The sequence below is a fragment of the Pseudomonas sp. B21-059 genome (assembly GCF_026016285.1).
Classification (GTDB): domain Bacteria; phylum Pseudomonadota; class Gammaproteobacteria; order Pseudomonadales; family Pseudomonadaceae; genus Aquipseudomonas; species Aquipseudomonas danubii.
Genome location: NZ_CP087201.1, coordinates 496,035 through 515,394, shown reverse-complemented (window position 1 = coordinate 515,394; position 19,360 = coordinate 496,035). Strand labels below are relative to the sequence as shown.

Genomic DNA, 19,360 nt, shown 5'->3' with positions numbered 1-19,360 from the left:
CCGCAGGGGCGGGATGAAATCAAGTGATCAAGTTCAACATCGCTCAATGGCGTGCATGGGCCCCTGGGCTCGAAAGCGTGGACGCCTGGCAGGCCTGGAGCCGTCAGCCGAGCCTGCCTGAGAGCAGCGATGCCGCTCCCGATGTGTCTTTTCTGCCTGCCATGCAGCGCCGCCGTCTCAGTCGCCTGGCGCGCATGGCTTTCAGCGTTGGCTGGCCCCTGGCCGAAGGCCTCGAGCAATTGCCGCTGGTGTTCATCTCCCGGCACGGCGAAACCCCGCGAACCTTCGAGATCCTCAGCGACCTGGCCGCCGAGCAGCCGCTGTCGCCCACCCAGTTCAGCCTCTCGGTGCACAACGCGGTGATCGGCCTGTGGTCGATCATGCGCGGCGAAACCAGTGAAATGACCGCCCTGGCCGCCGCCGGCGACGGCCTGGAACACGGCCTGCTGGAAGCCGCCACCCTGCTGGCGGACGGCGCTCCCCATGTACTGCTGGTGATCACCGAGGAACAGCCGCCCGAGGCCTACGCCAGCTGGATCGACGACGTGCCATTTCCCTATGCCCTGGGTCTGTTGCTGACCCCAGGCGACGACTGGCAACTGTCCCTGGACAGCCACGACGGTCAAATCCCCAAGACCCAGTGGCCCCATGCCCTGAACCTGCTGCGAACCCTGCTTGGCTCGCAGACCTTTTGCCAACATGCCTGGATGAATCGTGTATGGACCTGGCAACGCAACCACTGAGCGCCAAGGGCCGCAATGCCTACTACTGGCGCCTGCTGGCCACCGGTCTGAGCTTTGCACTGTTCGGAATAGGTGGTTTGTGCCTGCGCCTGGTGATTTTCCCGCTCCTGGCCTGCCTGCCCGGCGACGCCGCGAGCCATAGCCGGCGCGCACGCCGGACCGTCAGTCGGCTGTTCTGGCTGTTCATCCGTTTCATGGCCAAGAGCGGCGTGCTCACCTACGAAGTCCAGGGCGCCCACCTGCTCGGCCGTCCGGGGCAGATGATCATCGCCAATCACCCGTCGCTGATCGACGTGGTGTTCCTGATCGGTCTGGTGCGCGATGCCAACTGCGTGGTGAAGCAAAGCCTCTGGGACAACCCCTTCACCCGCAGCCCGGTGCGCGCCACCCAGTACATCAGCAACGACGGCAGCATGGACATGCTCGACAGCGCCTCCGGGGCGTTGCAAGCAGGCCAGACCCTGATCGTCTTTCCCGAAGGCACCCGTACCCAGCCGGGCGCCGCTCCCGCCTTTCATCGGGGGGCCGCGGCGATTGCCCTGCGGGGTGCGAAAATCATTACCCCGGTGGTGATCAAGGTCAGCCCCACCACCCTGACCAAGGCCGAGCCCTGGTATCGCATTCCGCAACGCCGTGTGCACTTCAGTTTTCACGTCGGTGCCGATATAGACCCACAGACCTTTGCCGCCCAAGGCCCCGCGCCTCAGGCGTCGCGCAAGCTCAATGAGCACTTGCACCACTATTTCATCAAGGAGCTCGCCAGAGATGAGCGATACACACCCGGACCTGATGCTTGAAATCAAACTGCTGATCATCGACGCCCTGGGCCTCGAAGACATCAGTGCCCAGGACATCGGCAACGATCAGACCCTGTTCGGCGAAGGCCTCGGCCTGGACTCGGTGGACGCCCTGGAACTGGGGCTGGCGATCCAGAAAAAGTACGGTATCAAGATCGATGCCGACGCCAAGGACACCCGCAACCACTTCAGTAACGTGGCGAGCCTTGCGGCGTTCGTCACTGCAAAACAGGCAGCTTGAGAACCGACCATGCAAACCCGTGACGACATCTTCAACACCCTGCGCGATGCCCTGGTCGAACTCTTCGAGCTTGAGCCTGACAGCATCAGCCTGGATTCCAACCTGTACCAGGACCTGGAAATCGACAGCATCGACGCCGTCGACCTGATCGACCACATCAAGCGTCAGACCGGCAAGAAAATCGCCGCCGAGGAATTCAAGTCGGTGCGTACCGTCAATGACGTGGTCGAGGCGGTCTACCGTCTGGTCCAGCCGGCCGCATGAGCCGGCTGATCGGCCTGGGCTTGTTGCTGGCCGGCCTGCTTTACCCCTTTGCGGTGTATTTCGGTATGGAGCACTTCGCTCCGTGGCAATTCGGCCTGCTGCTGGGCGGCCTGTGGCTGGCCCGGGCGCTGACCGGGGAACGTCGTCCCGGCAGCCTGTGGATGGCAGCCGCGGCGCTCGTCTTCTGCCTGCTGCTGGCGTGGTTCGACCACCCGGCGCTGCTGCGCTGGTACCCGGTGCTGATCAGCAGCTTCATGCTCGGCCTGTTCAGCCTGAGCCTGAAGTACGGCCCGCCGGTGGCGGAGCGCCTGGCGCGCCTTGGCGAGCCGGACCTGCCGGAAAAAGCCATACGTTATACCCGCCAGGTGACCATCGCCTGGAGTGTGTTTTTCCTTTGTAACGGAGTAATCGCCGCGGCCCTGACCCTCTGGGCGCCGCTGAGCTGGTGGACGTTGTACAACGGCCTGATCGCCTACGGGCTGATGGGTTTGCTGTTTGCCATTGAGTGGCTTTTACGACAACGGGTACGAGGCCGTAGATGAACTGGATTGCCCTTGAGCGGCTATTGCTCAGGACCCAAGCACCGCGGGTGGTCAGCGCCCACCCCGATATCGACCTGGAAGGCTTGCAGACCCGGGCCCTGGGCCTGGCCGCGGCCTTGCAAGCGCGCGGCGTGCGACGCCTGGCGCTGCATCTGGAAGATGCCGTCGACCTGGCCGTAGCCCTGCTGGGTGCCTGGCGCGCCGGGGTCAGTGTGTTGCTGCCCGCCGACCTGCAGGCCCAGACCCGCCAGCGCTGGGCGGCGGACGTCGACCTGTGGCTGACCGACCAGGACCCGCCCTTGCAGCCACTGCAGGCTGCGCCGCTGGAACCGGCGGAGCTGGACCTGGACGCCTGCCAACTGAGCCTGTGCACCTCAGGCTCCAGCGGCGAACCCAAGCGCATCGAGAAAAACCTGCGCCAGTTGGCCAACGAGGTCAGCGCCCTGGAACAGCTCTGGGGCGCCGACCTGGGCCCGGCCTGGATCATCGGCAGCGTCGCCACCCAGCATATCTATGGCCTGCTGTTCCGCGTGCTCTGGCCGCTGTGCGCCGGGCGTCCCTTCGTGCGCCGTCAATTGCCGTTCCCCGAAGACCTGCAACGGGCCAGCCGCGAATGCCCGGCATTCGCCTGGGTGGCCAGCCCGGCCCTGCTCAAGCGCATGGGCGACAACCTCGACTGGCCGGCCCTGAGCCCGGTGCGCCGGGTGTTCTCCTCCGGCGGCGCCTTGCCTGCCGAGGCCGCCAGCGGGCTGCAACAGCGCCTGCAGCAATGGCCGACGGAGATCCTCGGCAGTTCGGAAACCGGTGGTATCGCCTGGCGCCAGGGGCCAGAGCTGTGGCAGCCCTTTGCCGAGGTGCACCTGAGCCAGGACAGCGACGGCGCACTGCTGATCGCATCGCCCTACCTGCCGCCCGGGCATGTCGAACACACGGCCGATGCCGCGCGCATCGCCGCCGACGGCCGTTTCGAGCTGCTGGGCCGCCTGGACCGCATCGTCAAGCTGGAAGAAAAACGCATCTCCCTGCCCATGCTCGAACAGGCCCTGGAGCAGCACGACTGGGTCGCGGAAGCGCGCCTGGGGGTGATCGAAGACAACCGCGCCTACCTTGGCGCCCTGCTGGTACTCAGTGAGTCCGGCCTGCATGCCCTGCGCAACCAGGGCCGACGCCACCTGACCCAAGCCCTGCGCCAGCACCTGGCCGGGCATTGCGAAGCCCTGGCCCTGCCCCGGCGCTGGCGCCTGCTGCGGCAAATGCCCCTGAACAACCAGGGCAAGCTGCCCCAGGCCGAGGTCCAGGCCCTGCTGTTGGCGCCGCGTCCGCAAGCGCCGGAGGTACTGGAGCAGGTGCAGCACGCAGAAGAGTGGCAACTGCAACTGGCAATCCCGCCAGACCTGGCCTATTTCAGCGGGCACTTCCCCCAGACTCCGGTGCTACCGGGGGTGGTGCAAGTGGACTGGGCCCTGGCTCTGGGTCAGCAGTTGCTCGATCTGCCGGGCCGCTTCGCCGGCATGGAAGTGCTGAAGTTCCAGCAACTGGTGCGCCCCGGCGACCGCATCCAGCTCAACCTGCGCTTCGACGTCCAGCGCCAGAAACTGTATTTCGCCTTCCTGAATGACGGCGCCCCCTGCTCCAGCGGGCGGATCATCCTGGAGGCCAGCTGTGGATAACTCCTCCCACTTCGCGGTTGCAGGCGCTGGCTTGCCAGCCAAGGGTCCAGCGCCGACCCACAAGCCCTGCGCCGTCATTCCGGTCTACAACCATGAAACCGCCGTGCCCGCCGTGGTCGACGCGCTCCTGGCCCGGGGCCTGCCCTGCGTATTGGTGGACGACGCCAGCAGCCCGGCCTGTGCGGCGGTGCTGGAACAACTGGCCGAGCGCGAGCAGGTGTTCCTGATTCGCCTGGCCATCAACCAGGGCAAGGGCGGCGCGGTCATGGCCGGCCTGCGCGAAGCCGCTCAGTTGGGCTTCAGCCACGCCTTGCAGGTGGACGCCGACGGCCAGCACGACCTGGCGGATGTGGATCACTTCATCCAACGCTCACAGGCCCATCCCGAGGCGCTGATCTGCGGTTATCCACAGTACGACGCCAGCGTGCCCAAGGGGCGCCTGTACGCCCGCTACCTGACTCACGTCTGGGTCTGGATCAACAGCCTGTCGCTGCAGATCCCGGACTCCATGTGTGGCTTCCGAGTCTATCCCCTGCCAGCCACGTTGGCCCTGCTGGACTCGGTGCAACTGGGGCGGCGCATGGACTTCGACCCGGAGATCCTGGTGCGCCTGTCCTGGCGCAACCAGCCCATGCACTGGCTGCCGACCCGGGTGCACTACCCCCAGGACGGCCTCTCGCACTTTCGCCTGTTCCACGACAACGCGCTGATTTCCAAGATGCACGCCAAGCTGTTCTTCGGCATGTTGCTGCGCCTGCCGCTGATCCTCTGGCGCCGGTGGCGTTCATGAGCCTGGAGCAACCCAAGGAGCCCGGCAGCGAACACTGGGCCGGCCATCAGGAGCGCGGCAGCTTCTGGCTGATGAAGCTCACCGCCTTCGGTGTACGGGTGCTGGGGCGCCGGGTGCTGAGCCCGGTGCTGTACGCCATAGTCTTCTACTTCTTCCTGTTCGGCCGCCGCGCCCGCCGCAGCATCTGGCAGTACCAGCAGCGCCTGGCCCAATGGAGCGGGCGCGATGAGTTGCGCCCCAGCCACTGGCGGGTGTTCGGCCAGTTCATGGCCTTTGCCGATGCCCTGCTGGACAAGCTCGATGTGTGGAACGGCAAGTTGCGCATCGAACAGATCGAAATCGTCGACCCGGCGCAGCTGCGCCATCAGCTGCGCGGGGAACGCGGACAGCTGCTGGTGGGCGCGCACCTGGGCAACCTGGAAGTCTGCCGGGCCCTGGCCGAGCTGGGCGAGCAAGTGACCATGAACGTGCTGGTGCACACCAAGCACGCCGAACGCTTCAACCGCCTGCTGGGCGAGGCCGGGGCCAGCAACCTGCGACTGATCCAGGTCAGCGAGCTGGACCCGGCGATCATGCTGCAACTGAGCCAGCGCCTGGATCGCGGCGAGTGGCTGGCGATTGCCGGCGACCGCGTACCGCTGCACGGCGGGCGCAACGTGCGGGTGGATTTCCTCGGCCATCAGGCCGCTTTTCCCCAGGGCCCCTGGCTGCTGGCCGGGCTGCTCAAGTGCCCGGTCAACCTGCTGCTGTGCCTGAAACAGCAGGGCCGGTACCAAGTGATCCTCGAACCCTTCGCCGAGGCCGTGCAGTGGAAGCGCAATGACCGCCAGCAGGTGATCGCCCAGTGGACCGCCCGCTACGCCGAGCGCCTGGGCCAGTACTGCCTGCAGGCACCGCAACAATGGTTCAACTTTTACCCATTCTGGAAGACCGATGACGACCTCGACCCATGAGCCGGTAACCTTCGGCGAACACCCCCTGTGCATCGAAGACGTGCTGGCCCTGGCCAACCGCCAGGTGCCGACGCGCCTGCAAAGCGACGCCGCCTGGCGCCAGCGGATTGCCAAGGGTGCACAGTTCCTCGACTCCCTGCTGGACAAGGAAGGGGTGATCTACGGCGTGACCACCGGCTACGGCGACTCGTGTGTGGTGGCGGTGCCGCTGCAGCATGTCGAGGCCCTGCCCCGTCATCTGTACACCTTCCATGGCTGCGGCCTGGGCAAGCTGCTGGACGCCCAAGCCACCCGCGCCGTATTGGCCGCACGCCTGCAGTCGCTGTGCCACGGGGTTTCCGGGGTCCGGGTGGAACTGCTGGAGCGTCTGCAGGCCTTCCTCGACCAGGACATCCTGCCGCTGATCCCGGAAGAGGGCTCGGTGGGCGCCAGCGGCGACCTGACGCCGCTGTCCTACGTGGCGGCCACCCTGTCCGGCGAACGCGAGGTGCTGTTCCGCGGCGAGCGTCGTGAGTCCGCCGACGTGCACCGCGAGCTGGGCTGGGAGCCCCTGGTGCTACGCCCCAAGGAAGCCCTGGCGCTGATGAACGGCACCGCAGTGATGACCGGACTGGCCTGCCTGGCCTTTGCCCGGGCCGATTACCTGCTGCACCTGGCCACCCGCATCACCGCCCTCAACGTGGTGGCCCTGCAAGGCAACCCGGAGCACTTCGACGAACGCCTGTTCGCCGCCAAGCCGCACCCGGGGCAGATGCAAGTGGCCGCGTGGCTGCGCCAGGACCTGGCCATCGACGCACCGACCGCGCCCCTGCACCGCCTGCAGGACCGTTACTCGCTGCGCTGCGCGCCCCATGTTCTCGGCGTGCTGGCCGACAGCCTGAACTGGCTGCGGGGCTTTATCGAAACTGAACTCAACAGCGCCAACGACAACCCGATCATCGACGCCGAGGCCGAACGCGTGCTGCACGGCGGACACTTCTATGGCGGGCATATCGCCTTCGCCATGGACAGCCTGAAGAACCTGGTGGCCAACGTCGCCGACCTGCTGGACCGGCAGTTGGCGCTGCTGGTGGACGTGCGCTACAACCACGGCCTGCCGAGCAACCTGTCCGGCGCCAGCGCCGAACGCGCCATGCTCAATCACGGCTTCAAGGCGGTGCAGATCGGCGCCAGCGCCTGGACTGCCGAAGCCCTGAAAAACACCATGCCGGCCAGCGTGTTCTCCCGTTCCACCGAGTGCCACAACCAGGACAAGGTGAGCATGGGCACCATCGCTGCCCGCGACGCGATCCGCGTGCTGGAGCTCACCGAGCAAGTGGCCGCGGCCACCTTGCTCGCAGCCAACCAGGGCGTCTGGCTGCGCCGCCAGGAAGCCGATACCCGGCCGTTGCCGCCGGCCCTGGAGGCCATGCACCAGCAACTGGCCGCAGACTTCCCACCGGTGATCGAGGACCGCGCCCTGGAGCGCGAGCTGCGCCTGTGCCTGCAACGTATCGCCGAACAACACTGGAGGCTGCATGCGCAGTAAGGGAGTGATCCACGCCGACACCCAGGTCCAGGTGCCGTTCTTCGACGTCGACACCATGCATGTCGTCTGGCACGGGCATTACGTCAAGTACCTGGAAGTCGCCCGCTGCGCCCTGCTGGACAAGCTCGGCCACAACTACAACCAGATGCTCGAATCCGGCTACGCCTGGCCGGTGATCGACCTGCAACTGCGCTACGTGCGCGGCGCGGTGTTCGGCCAGACCCTGAACGTGCGCGCCAGCCTGGTGGAGTGGGAGAACCGCCTGAAGATCAACTACCTGATCACCGACCTGGCCAGTGGCGAGCGCCTGACCCGCGCCAGCTCGGTGCAGGTGGCCGTGGAGATCGCCAGCCGTGAAATGCAGCTGGCCTCGCCCAAGGTCTTCACCGACGCCGTTGCCAGGGCCCTGCCATGAGGGTAGGAGCGAGCTTGCTCGCGAAGATCGTTGGTCTATCTGCCCATTGCACAGGGCTAAGCACCCTGGTGCGGCGGTTCGCGAGCAAGCTCGCTCCTACGGTTTTGGTGCTGTGGTGTGTGCCGGGGTTGGCCCAGGCCTTCGATCTGCAACAACTGAGCGACCAGCTGTCGCGGCCGGAGGTGATCCACGGCCGCTTCATCCAGGAAAAGCACCTGCGCGCCCTGCCCCAACCTTTGACCAGCAAGGGCCACTTCGTGCTGGCGAAAAACCATGGCCTGCTGTGGCTGCTGCAGACCCCGTTGCAGCAGGACTATCGCATCACCGCCGCCGGCATTGCCCGGCGCGATGCCGGCGGCTGGCAGATGCTTCCGGGCAAGAGTGCCGGTGCCGAACAGAACCGCCTGTTCCTCGCTGTGCTGCAAGGCGACAGCAGTGGCCTGCAGCGTGACTTCGAACTCAAGCTGCAAGGCAGCGCGCAGAACTGGCAGTTGCAACTGATCCCCCGCTCCCTGCTGCTGAAACAGATCTTCAACCAGATCAACATCGACGGCGGCGCGCTGGTGCAACGCATCGAACTGCTGGAAGCCCAGGGCGACCGTACCTTGCTGATCATGCAGGACAGCAGCAGTGCCCAACCCTTGAGTGAAGCGGAGCAACATGACTTTGCCGAGTGAACGCTGGCTGCCGCGATCCTTCCTGATCCTGCTGGCCCTGGTGCTGGCCTTGGGCGCCTGGCAATGGCGCCACGGCGCGCCCCTGTCCGCCAACCTGATGGAGCTGGTGCCCGGCACCGCCCCGGACGCCCTGGAGCTGCAGGCCGAACAGCGCATGCAGGAACCGCTGAACCGGGAAATCCTGGTGCTGGTGGGGCATGCCGAGCGCGAAAAAGCCGTGGCCATGGCCCGGCAACTGGCCGAGCAATGGCAGGCCAGCGGGCTGTTCGAGAAGGTCCAGTGGAACCTGCAGGCCGACCTGCCGGCCTTGCGCAAGCAACTGCTGCAAGGCCGCCTGGCCATGCTCTCGACCCATGACCGCGAGCAGTTGATCAGCCAGCCCCAGGCGTTCATCGAGCAGCGAGTGCAAAGCCTCTTCGACCCCTTTGCCGGCTTCTCCCTGGTGCCGAGCCAGGATGACTGGCTGGGCCTGACCGGACGTATTCAGAACAGCCAGCCGCAACACGGCGCGGTGCAATTGGACATCGGCAGCGGCGCCCTGGTGGCCGACGCCGATGGCAAACAATGGGTACTCCTGCGGGCCCGCACCAACGGCAATGCCTTCGACATGCAATTGCCCTTGCAGGTGGCCGAACTGCTGGACCACAGCCGCGAACAGGCCGGCCACAGCGATGTACAACTGCTGGCCGCCAGCGGCTTGCTGTATGCCGCCAACGGCCAGCAGCAGGCCAGCCGGGAAATCACCTGGGTTGGCGGAGGCGCCACCCTGGGCATCCTCTTGCTGCTGCTCCTGGCCTTCCGCCGCTGGCGCGCCTTGCTGGCCTTCGTCCCGGTGCTGGTGGGCATGCTGTTCGGCGCCGTGGCCTGCGTCGCGCTGTTCGGGCGCATGCACGTCATGACCCTGGTGCTGGGCTCAAGCCTGATCGGCGTGGCCGTCGACTACCCCCTGCATTACCTGTCCAAGAGCTGGAGCCTGAAACCCTGGCGCAGCTGGCCGGCCCTGCGCCTGACCCTGCCCGGGCTGAGCCTGAGCCTGATCACCAGTTGCATCGGCTACCTGGCCCTGGCCTGGACCCCATTCCCGGCGCTGACCCAGATCGCCGTGTTCTCCGCCGCCGGCCTGCTGGGAGCCTACCTGTCGGCGGTGTGCCTGTTGCCGGCCCTGCTCAAGGGCGTCGAACTGCGTCCGGCGCAATGGCCGCTGCGGGTCGCCGAAGCCTTGCTCGGGGTGCGTGCCGCGCTGCTCAAGCGTGTGCCGAGCCCGGCGTTGCTGGCCCTGTTGGCGCTGTTCTGCGCCGCTGGTTTGTGGCAGCTCGAGAGCAAGAACGACATTCGCCAATGGGTCGGTGCACCGCCGCAACTGATGCAAGAGGCCCAGGCCATTGCCCGGATCACCGGTTATCAACCCACCAGCCAGTTCTTCCTGGTGCGCGCGGCCGATCAGCAGCAATTGCTGGAACGCCTGCGCGCCCTGGACCTGCGCCTGCAACAACTGGTGAGCCTGGGCAAGCTCAAGGGCTACCTGTCCCTGGACCAACTGGTGAGCCAACCCGCCGAGCAGCAGCAAGTACGCGAGGCCCTCAAGCAACTGCCGGGCGTCTGGCAGCCGCTGCTGGCGCTGGGGGTGCCCCTGCCGGCCCTGCAAGCGGAGTTGAAACAACTGCAGGACCTGCCCGTGGCCGACATCGATACCGCGCTCATCGGTCCCCTGGCCGAGCCTTATCGCCCGCTGTGGCTGGGCAGCAACGCCAGCGGCGTAGCGGCCATGGTCAGCCTGCAAGGCCTGAACGACGCTGCCCTGCTGCGGGTCCAGGCCGATGACCTGCCAGGGGTGCAACTGGTGGATCGCCTGGGCGAGCTGAACCGCGTGTTCGCCGCAACCCAGGTCAGCGCCGCCGAACTCAAGCTGGCGTCCTGCGTGCTGATCGTGCTGCTGCTGATCCTGCCCTTCGGTTTCGGTGGCGCCTTGCGCCTGGTGGCCCTGCCGCTGCTGGCAGCCTTGTGCAGCCTGGCCAGCCTCGGCTGGCTGGGCCAGCCGCTGACCCTGTTCAGCCTGTTCGGCCTGCTGCTGGTGACCGCCATCAGCGTCGACTACGCGATCCTCATGCGCGAGCAGATCGGTGGCGCCGCCGTGAGCCTGCTGGGCACCTTGCTGGCGGCCCTGACCACCTGGCTGTCGTTCGGTCTGCTGGCGGTGTCCAGCACCCCGGCGGTGAGCAACTTCGGTCTGGCGGTGAGCCTGGGGCTGACCTTCAGCTTCATCCTCGCGCCCTGGGCTGGCCACACGCCGCATCCGACGCCGGCCGCGGAGAACCCGCCATGCTGATCCTGCTGTTCTGGCTGCTGGCCCTGGCCCTGTTCGCCCTGGCCACCTACATCGGGCGCCACCTGGGCCTGATTCCGATTGTCAGCCAACTGCTGCTGGCGACCTTCGGCCTGCCGTTGCTGATGCTGCTGTGGATCGAACCCCACTGGCAGCTGGGCGGCGCGCAGCTGGTATCGCCGCAATGGCTCAAGTTCCTCTACGGCCTGAGCTTCGCCCTGCTGCTGGGGCACATCCTCAGTGATGTGATCGACCTGCGCCTGGACCGTCAGAGCCTGAAGATCGCCGTGCCGAGCTTCTGCATACCCTTTGCCTGTGGCCTGGCCACGGCCTTCTGGCTGCTGCCGGCGCAACCCTGGATCAGCTCCCTGGCGGTGGGCCTGCTGTTCGCCATTACCGCAATCCCGGTGCTTTACCTGTACCTGCGACACATCCAGTACCCGCCCGCCGCCACCCGGCGCCTGGTGCAGACCGCGATCCTCATCGACCTGACCTGCTGGACCCTGTTCGCCCTGGCCCAGGGCAGCCTGCAGGTGAGCAGCCTGCTGCTGCCCCTGGCGGGTGCCTGCCTGCCCCTGGTGCTGCGGGTCCTCGGCCTGCGCCAGCCCCTGCTGCACAGCCTGGGGTTCTTCGGCCTGCTGGTGCTGGCCGAGCACTACAAGCTCAATGCGCTGATCTTCGGCATCGGCTACCTGTTGTGCATGGCCGCCCTCAAGCTGCCGCTGGTGCTGCCGTTAAAGGCTGCCTGGATGAACCGCTTGCAGACCTTGGTCGCCATCCCGCTGATCCTGACGTTCGGCATCGTGCAGATCAACGTGCACAGCGCCATGGACAGCCTCGGCTGGGTGCAACTGGCGGCGCTGCTGTTGCTGCCGATTGCCAGCAAGCTGCTGGGCAACTGGCTGGGCCTGAGCTGGGCCGGCGCCTCCTTCGAGGGCGCCAGCCGCTGGCGGGAAAGCCTGCTGCTGAACATTCGCGGCTTGAGTGAGATCGTCTTTCTCAACCTGCTGCTGCAACAACAGTTGATCAGCCCGGCGCTGTACTTCGCGCTGATGCTCATGGGCCTGATCGCCACCCTGCTGCCGGCCCTGGCCGGGATGCACCGAACGCCTGCGGCCGCGGTAAACGCGGCCCCCTTGAACCTGAACATCGCCGAACCGGCAAGGAGCCCCAGTGCCAACAGTTGAAATGCAACGTCGCCAGGTCGTGGTGATTGGTGCCGGCCCCTCGGGGGCCATCGCGGCCGCGCTGCTCAAGCGCCAGGGCCACGACGTGCTGATCGTCGAGCGGCAACATTTCCCGCGTTTCTCCATCGGTGAAAGCCTGCTGTCCCACTGCCTGGATTTCGTCGAGGAAGCCGGCATGCTGGAGGCGGTGCAAGCCGCCGGTTTCCAGCTCAAGAACGGCGCAGCCTTCGCCTGGGGCGAGCACTACAGCGCCTTCGATTTTGGTGACACCTTCAGTAACGGCAAGCCCACCACCTTCCAGGTGCAGCGCGCCGATTTCGACAAGCTGCTGGCCGACCAGGCCGCCCTGCGAGGGGTCGAGATCCGCTACGGCGAAGAGATTGTCGCCGTAGACGTGGAACGGCCGTTGCCGCAGCTCGACTGCCGCCGTGAAGACGGCAGCCAGTACCGCATCGAAGCCGACTTCATCCTCGACGCCAGCGGCTACGGCCGGGTCCTGCCACGCCTGCTGGAACTGGAAGCACCGTCGAACTTTCCGGTACGCCGGGCGGTGTTCACCCATGTCGAGGATCGCATCGACTGCGAGCATTTCGACCGTAACAAGATCCTTATCACCACCCACCCGGAACACCGCGACATCTGGTTCTGGAGCATCCCCTTCAGCAACGGCCGCTGCTCGGTGGGCGTGGTGGCCGCCGACGAACACTTCGCCGGACGCGATGGCGACCTGGACGCCTGCTTGCGCGGCTTCATCAACGAAACCCCGAGCCTGGCCCGGGTCCTGAAAAACGCCGAGTGGGACACCCCGGCGCGGACCATCGGCGGCTACTCGGCCAACGTCACCACCCTGCACGGCCCGGGCTTCGCCCTGCTGGGCAATGCCGCGGAATTCCTCGACCCGGTGTTCTCCTCCGGGGTGACCATCGCCATGCGTTCATCGAGCATGGCCGCCGCGGTGCTGCACCGTCAGTTGCAAGGCCAGAGCGTCGATTGGCAGAGCGAGTTCGCCGAACCGCTCAAGCGCGGCGTCGACACCTTCCGCTGCTACGTCGAAGGCTGGTACGCCGGCACCTTCCAGGACGTGATCTATCACCCGGGCAGCTCGCCGGAAATCCGCCGCATGATCAGCTCGATCCTCGCCGGCTACGCCTGGGATGAGCGCAACCCCTTCGTCAGCGAGCCCAAGCGCCGGCTCAAGGCCCTGTCGCAAGTCTGTGCGAGGGACGTGGCATGAGCGAACCATCCAGCCAGTACCTGAGCGCCAGCTACGTCGAGGAAACCCGCTTCGGCTTCTGGTTCCTGCGCAGCCACACCTGGCAGCACCATGTGCTGCGGGTGGCGATCAATGACCTGCGTTCGCTGTTCGATGGTGAGCTGCCGGCCCACCCGGTGCTGCTGGATGCTGGCTGCGGCCAGGGCAAGTCGTTCCAGTACCTGCGCCAGGTGTTCGCTCCGCAGCGCCTGATTGGCCTCGACGCCGACCCCCACAGCCTCAAGCTCAGCGCCGAGGAAGCCCGGCGCCAGCAACTGCAGGTGGAACTGATCGGCAGCGACTGCGCGACCCTGGAGCTGGCGGACGCCAGCGTCGACCTGTTGTTCTGCCACCAGACCTTCCATCACCTGGTGGAGCAGGAAAAGGCCCTGGCCGAGTTCTATCGCGTGCTCAAGCCGGGAGGCTACCTGCTGTTCGCCGAATCCACCGAGGCCTACATCGATACCTGGGTGATCCGCTGGCTGTTCCGCCATCCGATGCATGTACAGAAAAGCGCCGCCGAGTATCTAGAGATGATTCGTCGGCAGGGCTTTGAGTTCGGCCCGCAGAACGTGTCTTATCCTTACCTGTGGTGGAGCCGCGCCAAAGACTTCGGCCTGTTGGAGCGCTTCGGCCTGCGCCAGCCGCCGCCGGTGGGCCAGCGCGAGGAAACCCTGGTCAATGTGGTGGCCCGCAAGCCCCTGAATCCCCCGGTCGCCGAGGAAGGTCTGCCCGCATGATCCGCGCTCTGCTGCTCGGTTGTGTCCTGTTGCTGAGCGCTTGCGTCAGTCAGGCTCCGCTGCCCGAGCGCACGCCTTCCCTGGTGTTGCCGTTGCAGTTGCATGTGCAGCGCCAGGCGGATGGCCAACGCCAGGACTGGCTGCTGGTGATCCAGGCTGAAGGCGCGGACCTGCGCTGGTCGCTAATGGACCCATTGGGCATTCCCCAGGCCCGTCAGCGCCTGGTGGCAGGCCGGTGGCAGGCCGATGGCCTGCTGCCCCCCAACCCGGAGGCCCGGGAGCTGTTCGCAGCGCTGCTATTCGCCCTCACACCCGAGGCGGAACTGGCCGCCAACTACCCGGGCGCCCGTCAGCAAGGCGCCCAACGTACCCTCGGCCCACGCTGGCGGATTGACTATCAACAACTTCTGGATTTCGAGTTGAACCTGCCTCAAGGCCCGCACTACCACATCACTGCACTGAGTACCGAGGCCACCCCATGACGGCCTACCTCAATGCCCTCGGGGTGATTTGCGCCCTGGGCCGCAATCGCCAGGAAGTCGCCCGCAGCCTGTTTGCCGGCGACTGTTCAGGCATGCGCGACGAAAGCCACTGGGTGCCCGAGCGCACCTTGCCGGTGGCGGCGGTACGCGGTCCACTGGCCCCCATGCCCAGTGGCTTCCAGGCGCAAAACAGCCGCAACAACCAATTGCTGCTGGAGGCCACGCTGCAGATCGAGGACGACATCCGCCAGGCGATCCAACGCTATGGCCGTGGCCGCATCGGTATCGTCCTGGGCACCAGCACCTCGGGCATCGACGAAGCCAGTCGCGGCATTGCCCGTTATCTGCAGGACCGGCAATTCCCGGCGGATTACGACTACCGCCAGCAGGAGCTCAGCGCGCCGGCAAACTTCCTCGCCGACTGGCTGCAACTGTGCGGCCCGGCCTATGTGATTTCCACCGCCTGCACTTCCAGCGCCCGGGCCCTGATCAGCGCCCGGCGCCTGCTGGACCTGGGCCTGTGCGACGCCGTGCTGTGCGGCGGGGTCGACAGCCTGTGCCAGCTCACCCTGAACGGCTTCACCGCCCTGGAGGCGGTGTCCGCTCAGCGCTGCAATCCGTTTTCCCGCCACCGCGACGGCATCAACATCGGTGAAGCGGCGGTGCTGTTCCTGATGAGCAAGGAACCGGGCCGTGACTCGCCCATTGCCCTGCTGGGCGGCGGTGCCAGTTCCGATGCCTACCATATTTCCGCCCCGGCCCCCGACGGTCGAGGAGCCTTGCAGGCCATGAAACTGGCCCTGCACAGTGCCGGCTTGCAGCCACAACAGATCGGCTACCTGAACCTGCACGGCACCGCTACCCAGCACAACGACGCCATGGAGAGCCTGGCGGTGGCGCAGCTGTTCCCCGAAGGCGTGCCCTGCTCATCGACCAAGCCCATGAGCGGCCACACCCTGGGGGCCGCTGGTGCCCTGGAGGCCGCGTTCTGCTGGCTCAGCCTGAGCGCCGAGAACGCCGCCCAGGCACTGCCGCCGCACCTCTGGGACGCCCAGGCCGACCCGGCCCTGCCGGCACTGCGCTGGGTCACCCCGGCCGACCGCCTGGACCCGCACGCCCCGCGCCGCCTGATGAGCAACTCCTTCGCCTTCGGCGGCAACAACGTCAGCCTGATTATCGGAGACGCCCCATGATTGACTGGCCGCTCGCCGAGTTGCTGCCCCATGCCGGGGACATGATCCTCATCGATCAGGTCCTGGCCTTTGATGAAGAACAGATCCGCACTCGCCTCCAAGTTCGCCCCGGCGGCCTGTTCAACCGCGCCGATGGCAGCCTGCCGGCCTGGGTCGGCATCGAACTGATGGCCCAGAGCGTCGCCGCCTACGCCGGTTGCCGCGCCCGCCAGCAGGGCTTGCCGGTGGAGCTGGGTTTTCTTCTGGGCACCCGTAAATTCGAGTGCAACGTTGAACATTTCCCCGTCGGCAGCACCCTGGAAATCCACGCCCTGCGCTCCCTCGAAGACGACAACGGCATGGGCGTGTTCGAGTGCCACCTCAGCGGCCCCGGCATTGCCGCCAGCGCGCGCCTGAATGTGTTCCGTCCGCCCCAGGCCGCCGACTATCTGCATGAAACACCTGCCTCTTCTACAGGAACCCCGTCATGACTGACTCCGTACTGGTCACCGGCTCCAGCCGTGGCATCGGCCGTGCCATCGCCCTGCGTCTGGCCCAGGCTGGCTATGACCTGGTGCTGCATTGCCGCAGCGGCCGCAGCGAAGCCGAAGCCGTCAAGGGCGAAGTCGAGGCCCTGGGCCGCAGCGCCCGCATCCTGCAATTCGACGTGTCGGACCGAGCGGCCTGCAAGGCCGCGCTGGAAGCCGACGTTGAGACTCATGGCGCCTATTACGGCGTGGTGCTCAATGCCGGACTGACCCGCGACGGCGCCTTCCCGGCCCTCAGCGAAGAGGACTGGGATCAGGTGCTGCGCACCAACCTCGACGGTTTCTACAACGTCCTGCACCCGGTGATGATGCCGATGATCCGCCGCCGCGCCGCCGGGCGCATTGTCTGCATCACCTCGGTGTCGGGGCTGATCGGCAACCGTGGCCAGGTCAACTACAGCGCTTCCAAGGCCGGGTTGATCGGCGCCGCCAAGGCCCTGGCCATCGAGCTGGGCAAGCGCAAGATCACCGTCAACTGCGTGGCCCCGGGCCTGATTGACACCGCCATGCTCGACGAGAACGTGCCGGTGGACGAACTGATGAAGATGATTCCCGCCCAGCGCATGGGCACCCCGGAAGAAGTCGCCGGCGCGGTGAACTTCCTGATGTCCGCCGAGGCCGCCTACATCACCCGCCAGGTGCTGGCGGTGAACGGGGGCCTGTGCTGATGAAACGCGTGGTCGTCACCGGCATGGCCGGCATCACCTCCCTGGGCAGCGACTGGGCCCGCATCGCCGAGCGCTTCGCCGCCAACCGCAGCGGCATCCGGCGCATGGACGAGTGGGACAGGTTCAGCGAGCTCAATACCCGCCTGGCCGGCCCCATCGATGACTTCCAGGTGCCCGGCCACTGGACCCGCAAGCAACTGCGCAGCATGGGCCGGGTTTCGCGCCTGGCCGTGGGCGCCGCCGAGCAGGCCCTGGCCGACGCCGGGCTGCTGGGCGACCCGTCGATCAAGGACGGGCGCATGGGCGTGGCCTGCGGTTCTTCCACCGGCAGCACCGACGAGATCAAGGCCTTCGGCAACATGCTGCTGAACTCAGTGGCCGAAGGGCTCAACGCCAACTCCTACGTGCGCATGATGCCCCACACCACCGCGGCCAATATCAGCATCTTCTTCGGCCTCACCGGGCGCCTGATTCCTACCTCCAGCGCCTGCACCAGTGGCAGCCAGGGCATCGGCTACGCCTATGAAGCGATCAAGTTCGGCCGTCTGCCGCTGATGCTTGCCGGCGGCGCCGAAGAGCTGTGCCCCACCGAGGCCATGGTGTTCGACGCGCTGTATGCCACCAGCCTGAAAAACGATGCGCCCCACACCAGCCCGCGGCCCTACGACACCGACCGCGACGGTCTGGTGATTGGTGAGGGCGGCGGCATGCTGGTGCTCGAAGAACTGGAACACGCCCTGGCCCGCGGCGCCCGCATTCACGCGGAAATCGTCGGCTTCGGCAGCAACGCCGACGGTCAGCACACCACCCGTCCCGAGCAGAGCACCATGCGCCGGGCCATGGAGCTGGCGCTGGAGGATGCGGCCCTGTTCCCGGCGGCCATCGGCTACGTCAACGGCCATGGCACGGCCACCGAACAGGGCGATATCGCCGAGACCCAGGCCACCAGCAGCCTGTTCGGCAGTCGCATGCCCATCAGCTCGCAGAAGAGCTTTCTCGGCCACACCCTGGGCGCCTGCGGCGCGCTGGAATCCTGGTTCAGCATCGAGATGCTCAACCGCGACCTGTACGTGCACACCTGCAACCTGGATCAGGTCGACCCGCGCTGCGGCGAGCTGGACTACCTGCAGGGCGGTTTCCGGGCCATGAGCCACGAATACGTGATGAACAACAACTTTGCCTTTGGCGGCGTCAACACCTCGTTGATCTTCCGCCGCTGGCGCTAATGCCTCACCTCACTGGAGAAATGGAATGTCTTCCCTCTTTCGCGCCACCCTCATCGTCCTCGCCCTGCTGAGCGTCACCGCCTGTACCAGCAAGCGCATGTACACCCCCAACCGAGTGATCCCGGCCACCATCCAGGCCGACCAGGAGCAGGTCAAACAGGCGATCCTGAAGAACCTGGTGGCCCGCAAATGGACCGTGCAGCGCATCAGCCCGGAGCTGATCCAGGCCGAGATCACCGTGCGTGAGCAGTTCCACGCCGAGATCGATATCCAGTACTCCGCCAGCTACTACAAGATCGTCTACCGCGACAGCCGCGACCTGGATTACAAGGACGGCAAGATCCACAAGAACTACATCCGCTGGGTACGCCTGCTGGACAAGGGCATCCTGCGCGAACTGCGGGACAACCAGAACGAGCGGACCGCGCAACAGCTGTCCGACGCCGCGGCCAAGAGCTTCCCGGCCGCGCAATGAGCCCTTCCCTGTGACCCCGGTCACAGGGCTGCTTCACCCCCTTTAATGTCATGGAGAATGCGATGCGTTTGAAGACACTGGCGGCCACCGCCACCCTGCTGCTGTGCACCCTGCCCGGCATCAGCCAGGCCCGCGATACCACCCTGTTCCTGCCCTTCGACAAGGTGGTGGCCGAGGCCATCAGCACCGGCAAGATCGATGGCAGCGTGAAGTTCTACCTGGCGGGCAACAAGCCGGCCGGCAAGGTCAGTGTGCTGAGCCCGGGCGCCGTGACCAACAAGAAGACCAATGCCTTCGGCAAGGCCGACCAGGTGGCCTGCGAGTGGGCCTTGCAGTCGGCGCTGATCACCCTGCATGAGGCGGCGAAGAAAGTCGGCGCCAACGCCGTGACCGACATCGCCAGCTTCTACAAGAGCCGTGAGCGCAAGGACGCCACCACCTATGAGTGCCATGCTGGCGCCATCATGGCTGGTGTCGCGCTGCGCGGGGATCTGTCCAAGGTCCAGTGAGCTGCGGCTGACAATGAAAAGGGCGCCCCACACAGCCTGGTGGGGCGCCCTTTTTGTTTCCGGGATTTTTTCGGGAGCCCGGCCAGCGCCGTCTACACTCGCAACAGCAGGCCGGGCCACCGTCGCCTGCGGGAGCCAAGCGCTGCGACTGGACCTGG

At 66.3% G+C, this 19,360-nt stretch carries 22 protein-coding genes; all 22 read left to right on the top strand.

Annotated features, from left to right (window positions below; all coding sequences use genetic code 11):
• Window positions 1-23: 23 nt before the first annotated feature.
• The 22 genes from LOY69_RS02355 (at window position 24) to LOY69_RS02250 (ending at window position 19,202) form a co-directional block, all read left to right on the top strand.
• Complete coding sequence (locus LOY69_RS02355; RefSeq protein WP_102882065.1) at window positions 24-743, top strand: beta-ketoacyl synthase chain length factor; 720 nt, start codon at window positions 24-26, stop codon at window positions 741-743.
• Window positions 719-1,540 carry a lysophospholipid acyltransferase family protein gene (locus tag LOY69_RS02350; RefSeq protein WP_253084269.1) on the top strand — a complete coding sequence of 274 codons (822 nt, stop codon included), beginning with the start codon at window positions 719-721 and terminating at the stop codon, window positions 1,538-1,540. The genes LOY69_RS02355 and LOY69_RS02350 overlap by 25 nt, the downstream gene beginning before the upstream one ends.
• Entirely contained in the window at window positions 1,509-1,781 is a 273-nt protein-coding gene (locus LOY69_RS02345; protein ID WP_011058851.1) for a phosphopantetheine-binding protein, read from the top strand. The genes LOY69_RS02350 and LOY69_RS02345 overlap by 32 nt, the downstream gene beginning before the upstream one ends.
• 9 nt (window positions 1,782-1,790) lie before the next feature.
• Complete coding sequence (locus LOY69_RS02340) at window positions 1,791-2,045, top strand: acyl carrier protein (RefSeq protein ID WP_016962653.1); 255 nt, start codon at window positions 1,791-1,793, stop codon at window positions 2,043-2,045.
• Window positions 2,042-2,587 (top strand): hypothetical protein, encoded by a 546-nt coding sequence (locus LOY69_RS02335; RefSeq protein ID WP_110651002.1) that lies wholly within the window; start codon window positions 2,042-2,044, stop codon window positions 2,585-2,587. Before LOY69_RS02340 ends, LOY69_RS02335 begins: the two co-directional genes overlap by 4 nt.
• Window positions 2,584-4,257: an AMP-binding protein gene (locus LOY69_RS02330; protein ID WP_265074086.1), complete on the top strand. Its 1,674-nt coding sequence runs from the start codon at window positions 2,584-2,586 to the stop codon at window positions 4,255-4,257. Before LOY69_RS02335 ends, LOY69_RS02330 begins: the two co-directional genes overlap by 4 nt.
• 31 nt (window positions 4,258-4,288) lie before the next feature.
• The gene (locus LOY69_RS02325) at window positions 4,289-5,047 is read left to right on the top strand and encodes a glycosyltransferase family 2 protein (RefSeq protein WP_102882201.1); all 759 of its coding nucleotides are present in this window, start codon (window positions 4,289-4,291) and stop codon (window positions 5,045-5,047) included.
• Window positions 5,044-6,000, top strand: a complete 957-nt coding sequence (locus LOY69_RS02320; protein WP_102882067.1) for a glycosyl transferase — start codon at window positions 5,044-5,046, stop codon at window positions 5,998-6,000. Before LOY69_RS02325 ends, LOY69_RS02320 begins: the two co-directional genes overlap by 4 nt.
• Window positions 5,981-7,528, top strand: a complete 1,548-nt coding sequence (locus tag LOY69_RS02315) for an HAL/PAL/TAL family ammonia-lyase (protein ID WP_265074085.1) — start codon at window positions 5,981-5,983, stop codon at window positions 7,526-7,528. Before LOY69_RS02320 ends, LOY69_RS02315 begins: the two co-directional genes overlap by 20 nt.
• Window positions 7,518-7,943 (top strand): acyl-CoA thioesterase, encoded by a 426-nt coding sequence (locus LOY69_RS02310; protein ID WP_102862823.1) that lies wholly within the window; start codon window positions 7,518-7,520, stop codon window positions 7,941-7,943. The genes LOY69_RS02315 and LOY69_RS02310 overlap by 11 nt, the downstream gene beginning before the upstream one ends.
• A complete protein-coding gene (locus LOY69_RS02305; protein WP_265074084.1) occupies window positions 7,940-8,620 on the top strand; it encodes an outer membrane lipoprotein carrier protein LolA in 681 nt (226 codons plus the stop codon). The genes LOY69_RS02310 and LOY69_RS02305 overlap by 4 nt, the downstream gene beginning before the upstream one ends.
• Window positions 8,604-10,946, top strand: coding sequence for an MMPL family transporter (locus LOY69_RS02300; RefSeq protein WP_265074083.1), 2,343 nt, complete (start codon window positions 8,604-8,606; stop codon window positions 10,944-10,946). The genes LOY69_RS02305 and LOY69_RS02300 overlap by 17 nt, the downstream gene beginning before the upstream one ends.
• Entirely contained in the window at window positions 10,940-12,130 is a 1,191-nt protein-coding gene (locus LOY69_RS02295) for a sodium:proton antiporter (RefSeq protein WP_102862820.1), read from the top strand. The genes LOY69_RS02300 and LOY69_RS02295 overlap by 7 nt, the downstream gene beginning before the upstream one ends.
• Window positions 12,117-13,364 carry an NAD(P)/FAD-dependent oxidoreductase gene (locus LOY69_RS02290; RefSeq protein ID WP_265074082.1) on the top strand — a complete coding sequence of 416 codons (1,248 nt, stop codon included), beginning with the start codon at window positions 12,117-12,119 and terminating at the stop codon, window positions 13,362-13,364. The genes LOY69_RS02295 and LOY69_RS02290 overlap by 14 nt, the downstream gene beginning before the upstream one ends.
• The gene (locus LOY69_RS02285; protein WP_110595402.1) at window positions 13,361-14,122 is read left to right on the top strand and encodes a class I SAM-dependent methyltransferase; all 762 of its coding nucleotides are present in this window, start codon (window positions 13,361-13,363) and stop codon (window positions 14,120-14,122) included. Before LOY69_RS02290 ends, LOY69_RS02285 begins: the two co-directional genes overlap by 4 nt.
• Window positions 14,119-14,604, top strand: coding sequence for a DUF3261 domain-containing protein (locus tag LOY69_RS02280; RefSeq protein ID WP_110651012.1), 486 nt, complete (start codon window positions 14,119-14,121; stop codon window positions 14,602-14,604). Before LOY69_RS02285 ends, LOY69_RS02280 begins: the two co-directional genes overlap by 4 nt.
• The gene (locus tag LOY69_RS02275) at window positions 14,601-15,797 is read left to right on the top strand and encodes a beta-ketoacyl-[acyl-carrier-protein] synthase family protein (protein WP_110595400.1); all 1,197 of its coding nucleotides are present in this window, start codon (window positions 14,601-14,603) and stop codon (window positions 15,795-15,797) included. Before LOY69_RS02280 ends, LOY69_RS02275 begins: the two co-directional genes overlap by 4 nt.
• A complete protein-coding gene (locus LOY69_RS02270) occupies window positions 15,794-16,267 on the top strand; it encodes a hotdog family protein (protein WP_102862815.1) in 474 nt (157 codons plus the stop codon). The genes LOY69_RS02275 and LOY69_RS02270 overlap by 4 nt, the downstream gene beginning before the upstream one ends.
• Window positions 16,264-16,992: a 3-oxoacyl-ACP reductase FabG gene (gene fabG / locus LOY69_RS02265; RefSeq protein ID WP_102862814.1), complete on the top strand. Its 729-nt coding sequence runs from the start codon at window positions 16,264-16,266 to the stop codon at window positions 16,990-16,992. Before LOY69_RS02270 ends, fabG begins: the two co-directional genes overlap by 4 nt.
• Window positions 16,992-18,218 carry a beta-ketoacyl-ACP synthase gene (locus tag LOY69_RS02260; protein WP_102882075.1) on the top strand — a complete coding sequence of 409 codons (1,227 nt, stop codon included), beginning with the start codon at window positions 16,992-16,994 and terminating at the stop codon, window positions 18,216-18,218. The genes fabG and LOY69_RS02260 overlap by 1 nt, the downstream gene beginning before the upstream one ends.
• A gap of 25 nt (window positions 18,219-18,243) precedes the next feature.
• Window positions 18,244-18,693 carry a hypothetical protein gene (locus LOY69_RS02255; protein ID WP_102882076.1) on the top strand — a complete coding sequence of 150 codons (450 nt, stop codon included), beginning with the start codon at window positions 18,244-18,246 and terminating at the stop codon, window positions 18,691-18,693.
• A 62-nt stretch (window positions 18,694-18,755) separates the two neighbouring features.
• Entirely contained in the window at window positions 18,756-19,202 is a 447-nt protein-coding gene (locus LOY69_RS02250; RefSeq protein ID WP_102862811.1) for an excinuclease, read from the top strand.
• Window positions 19,203-19,360 lie beyond the last annotated feature (158 nt).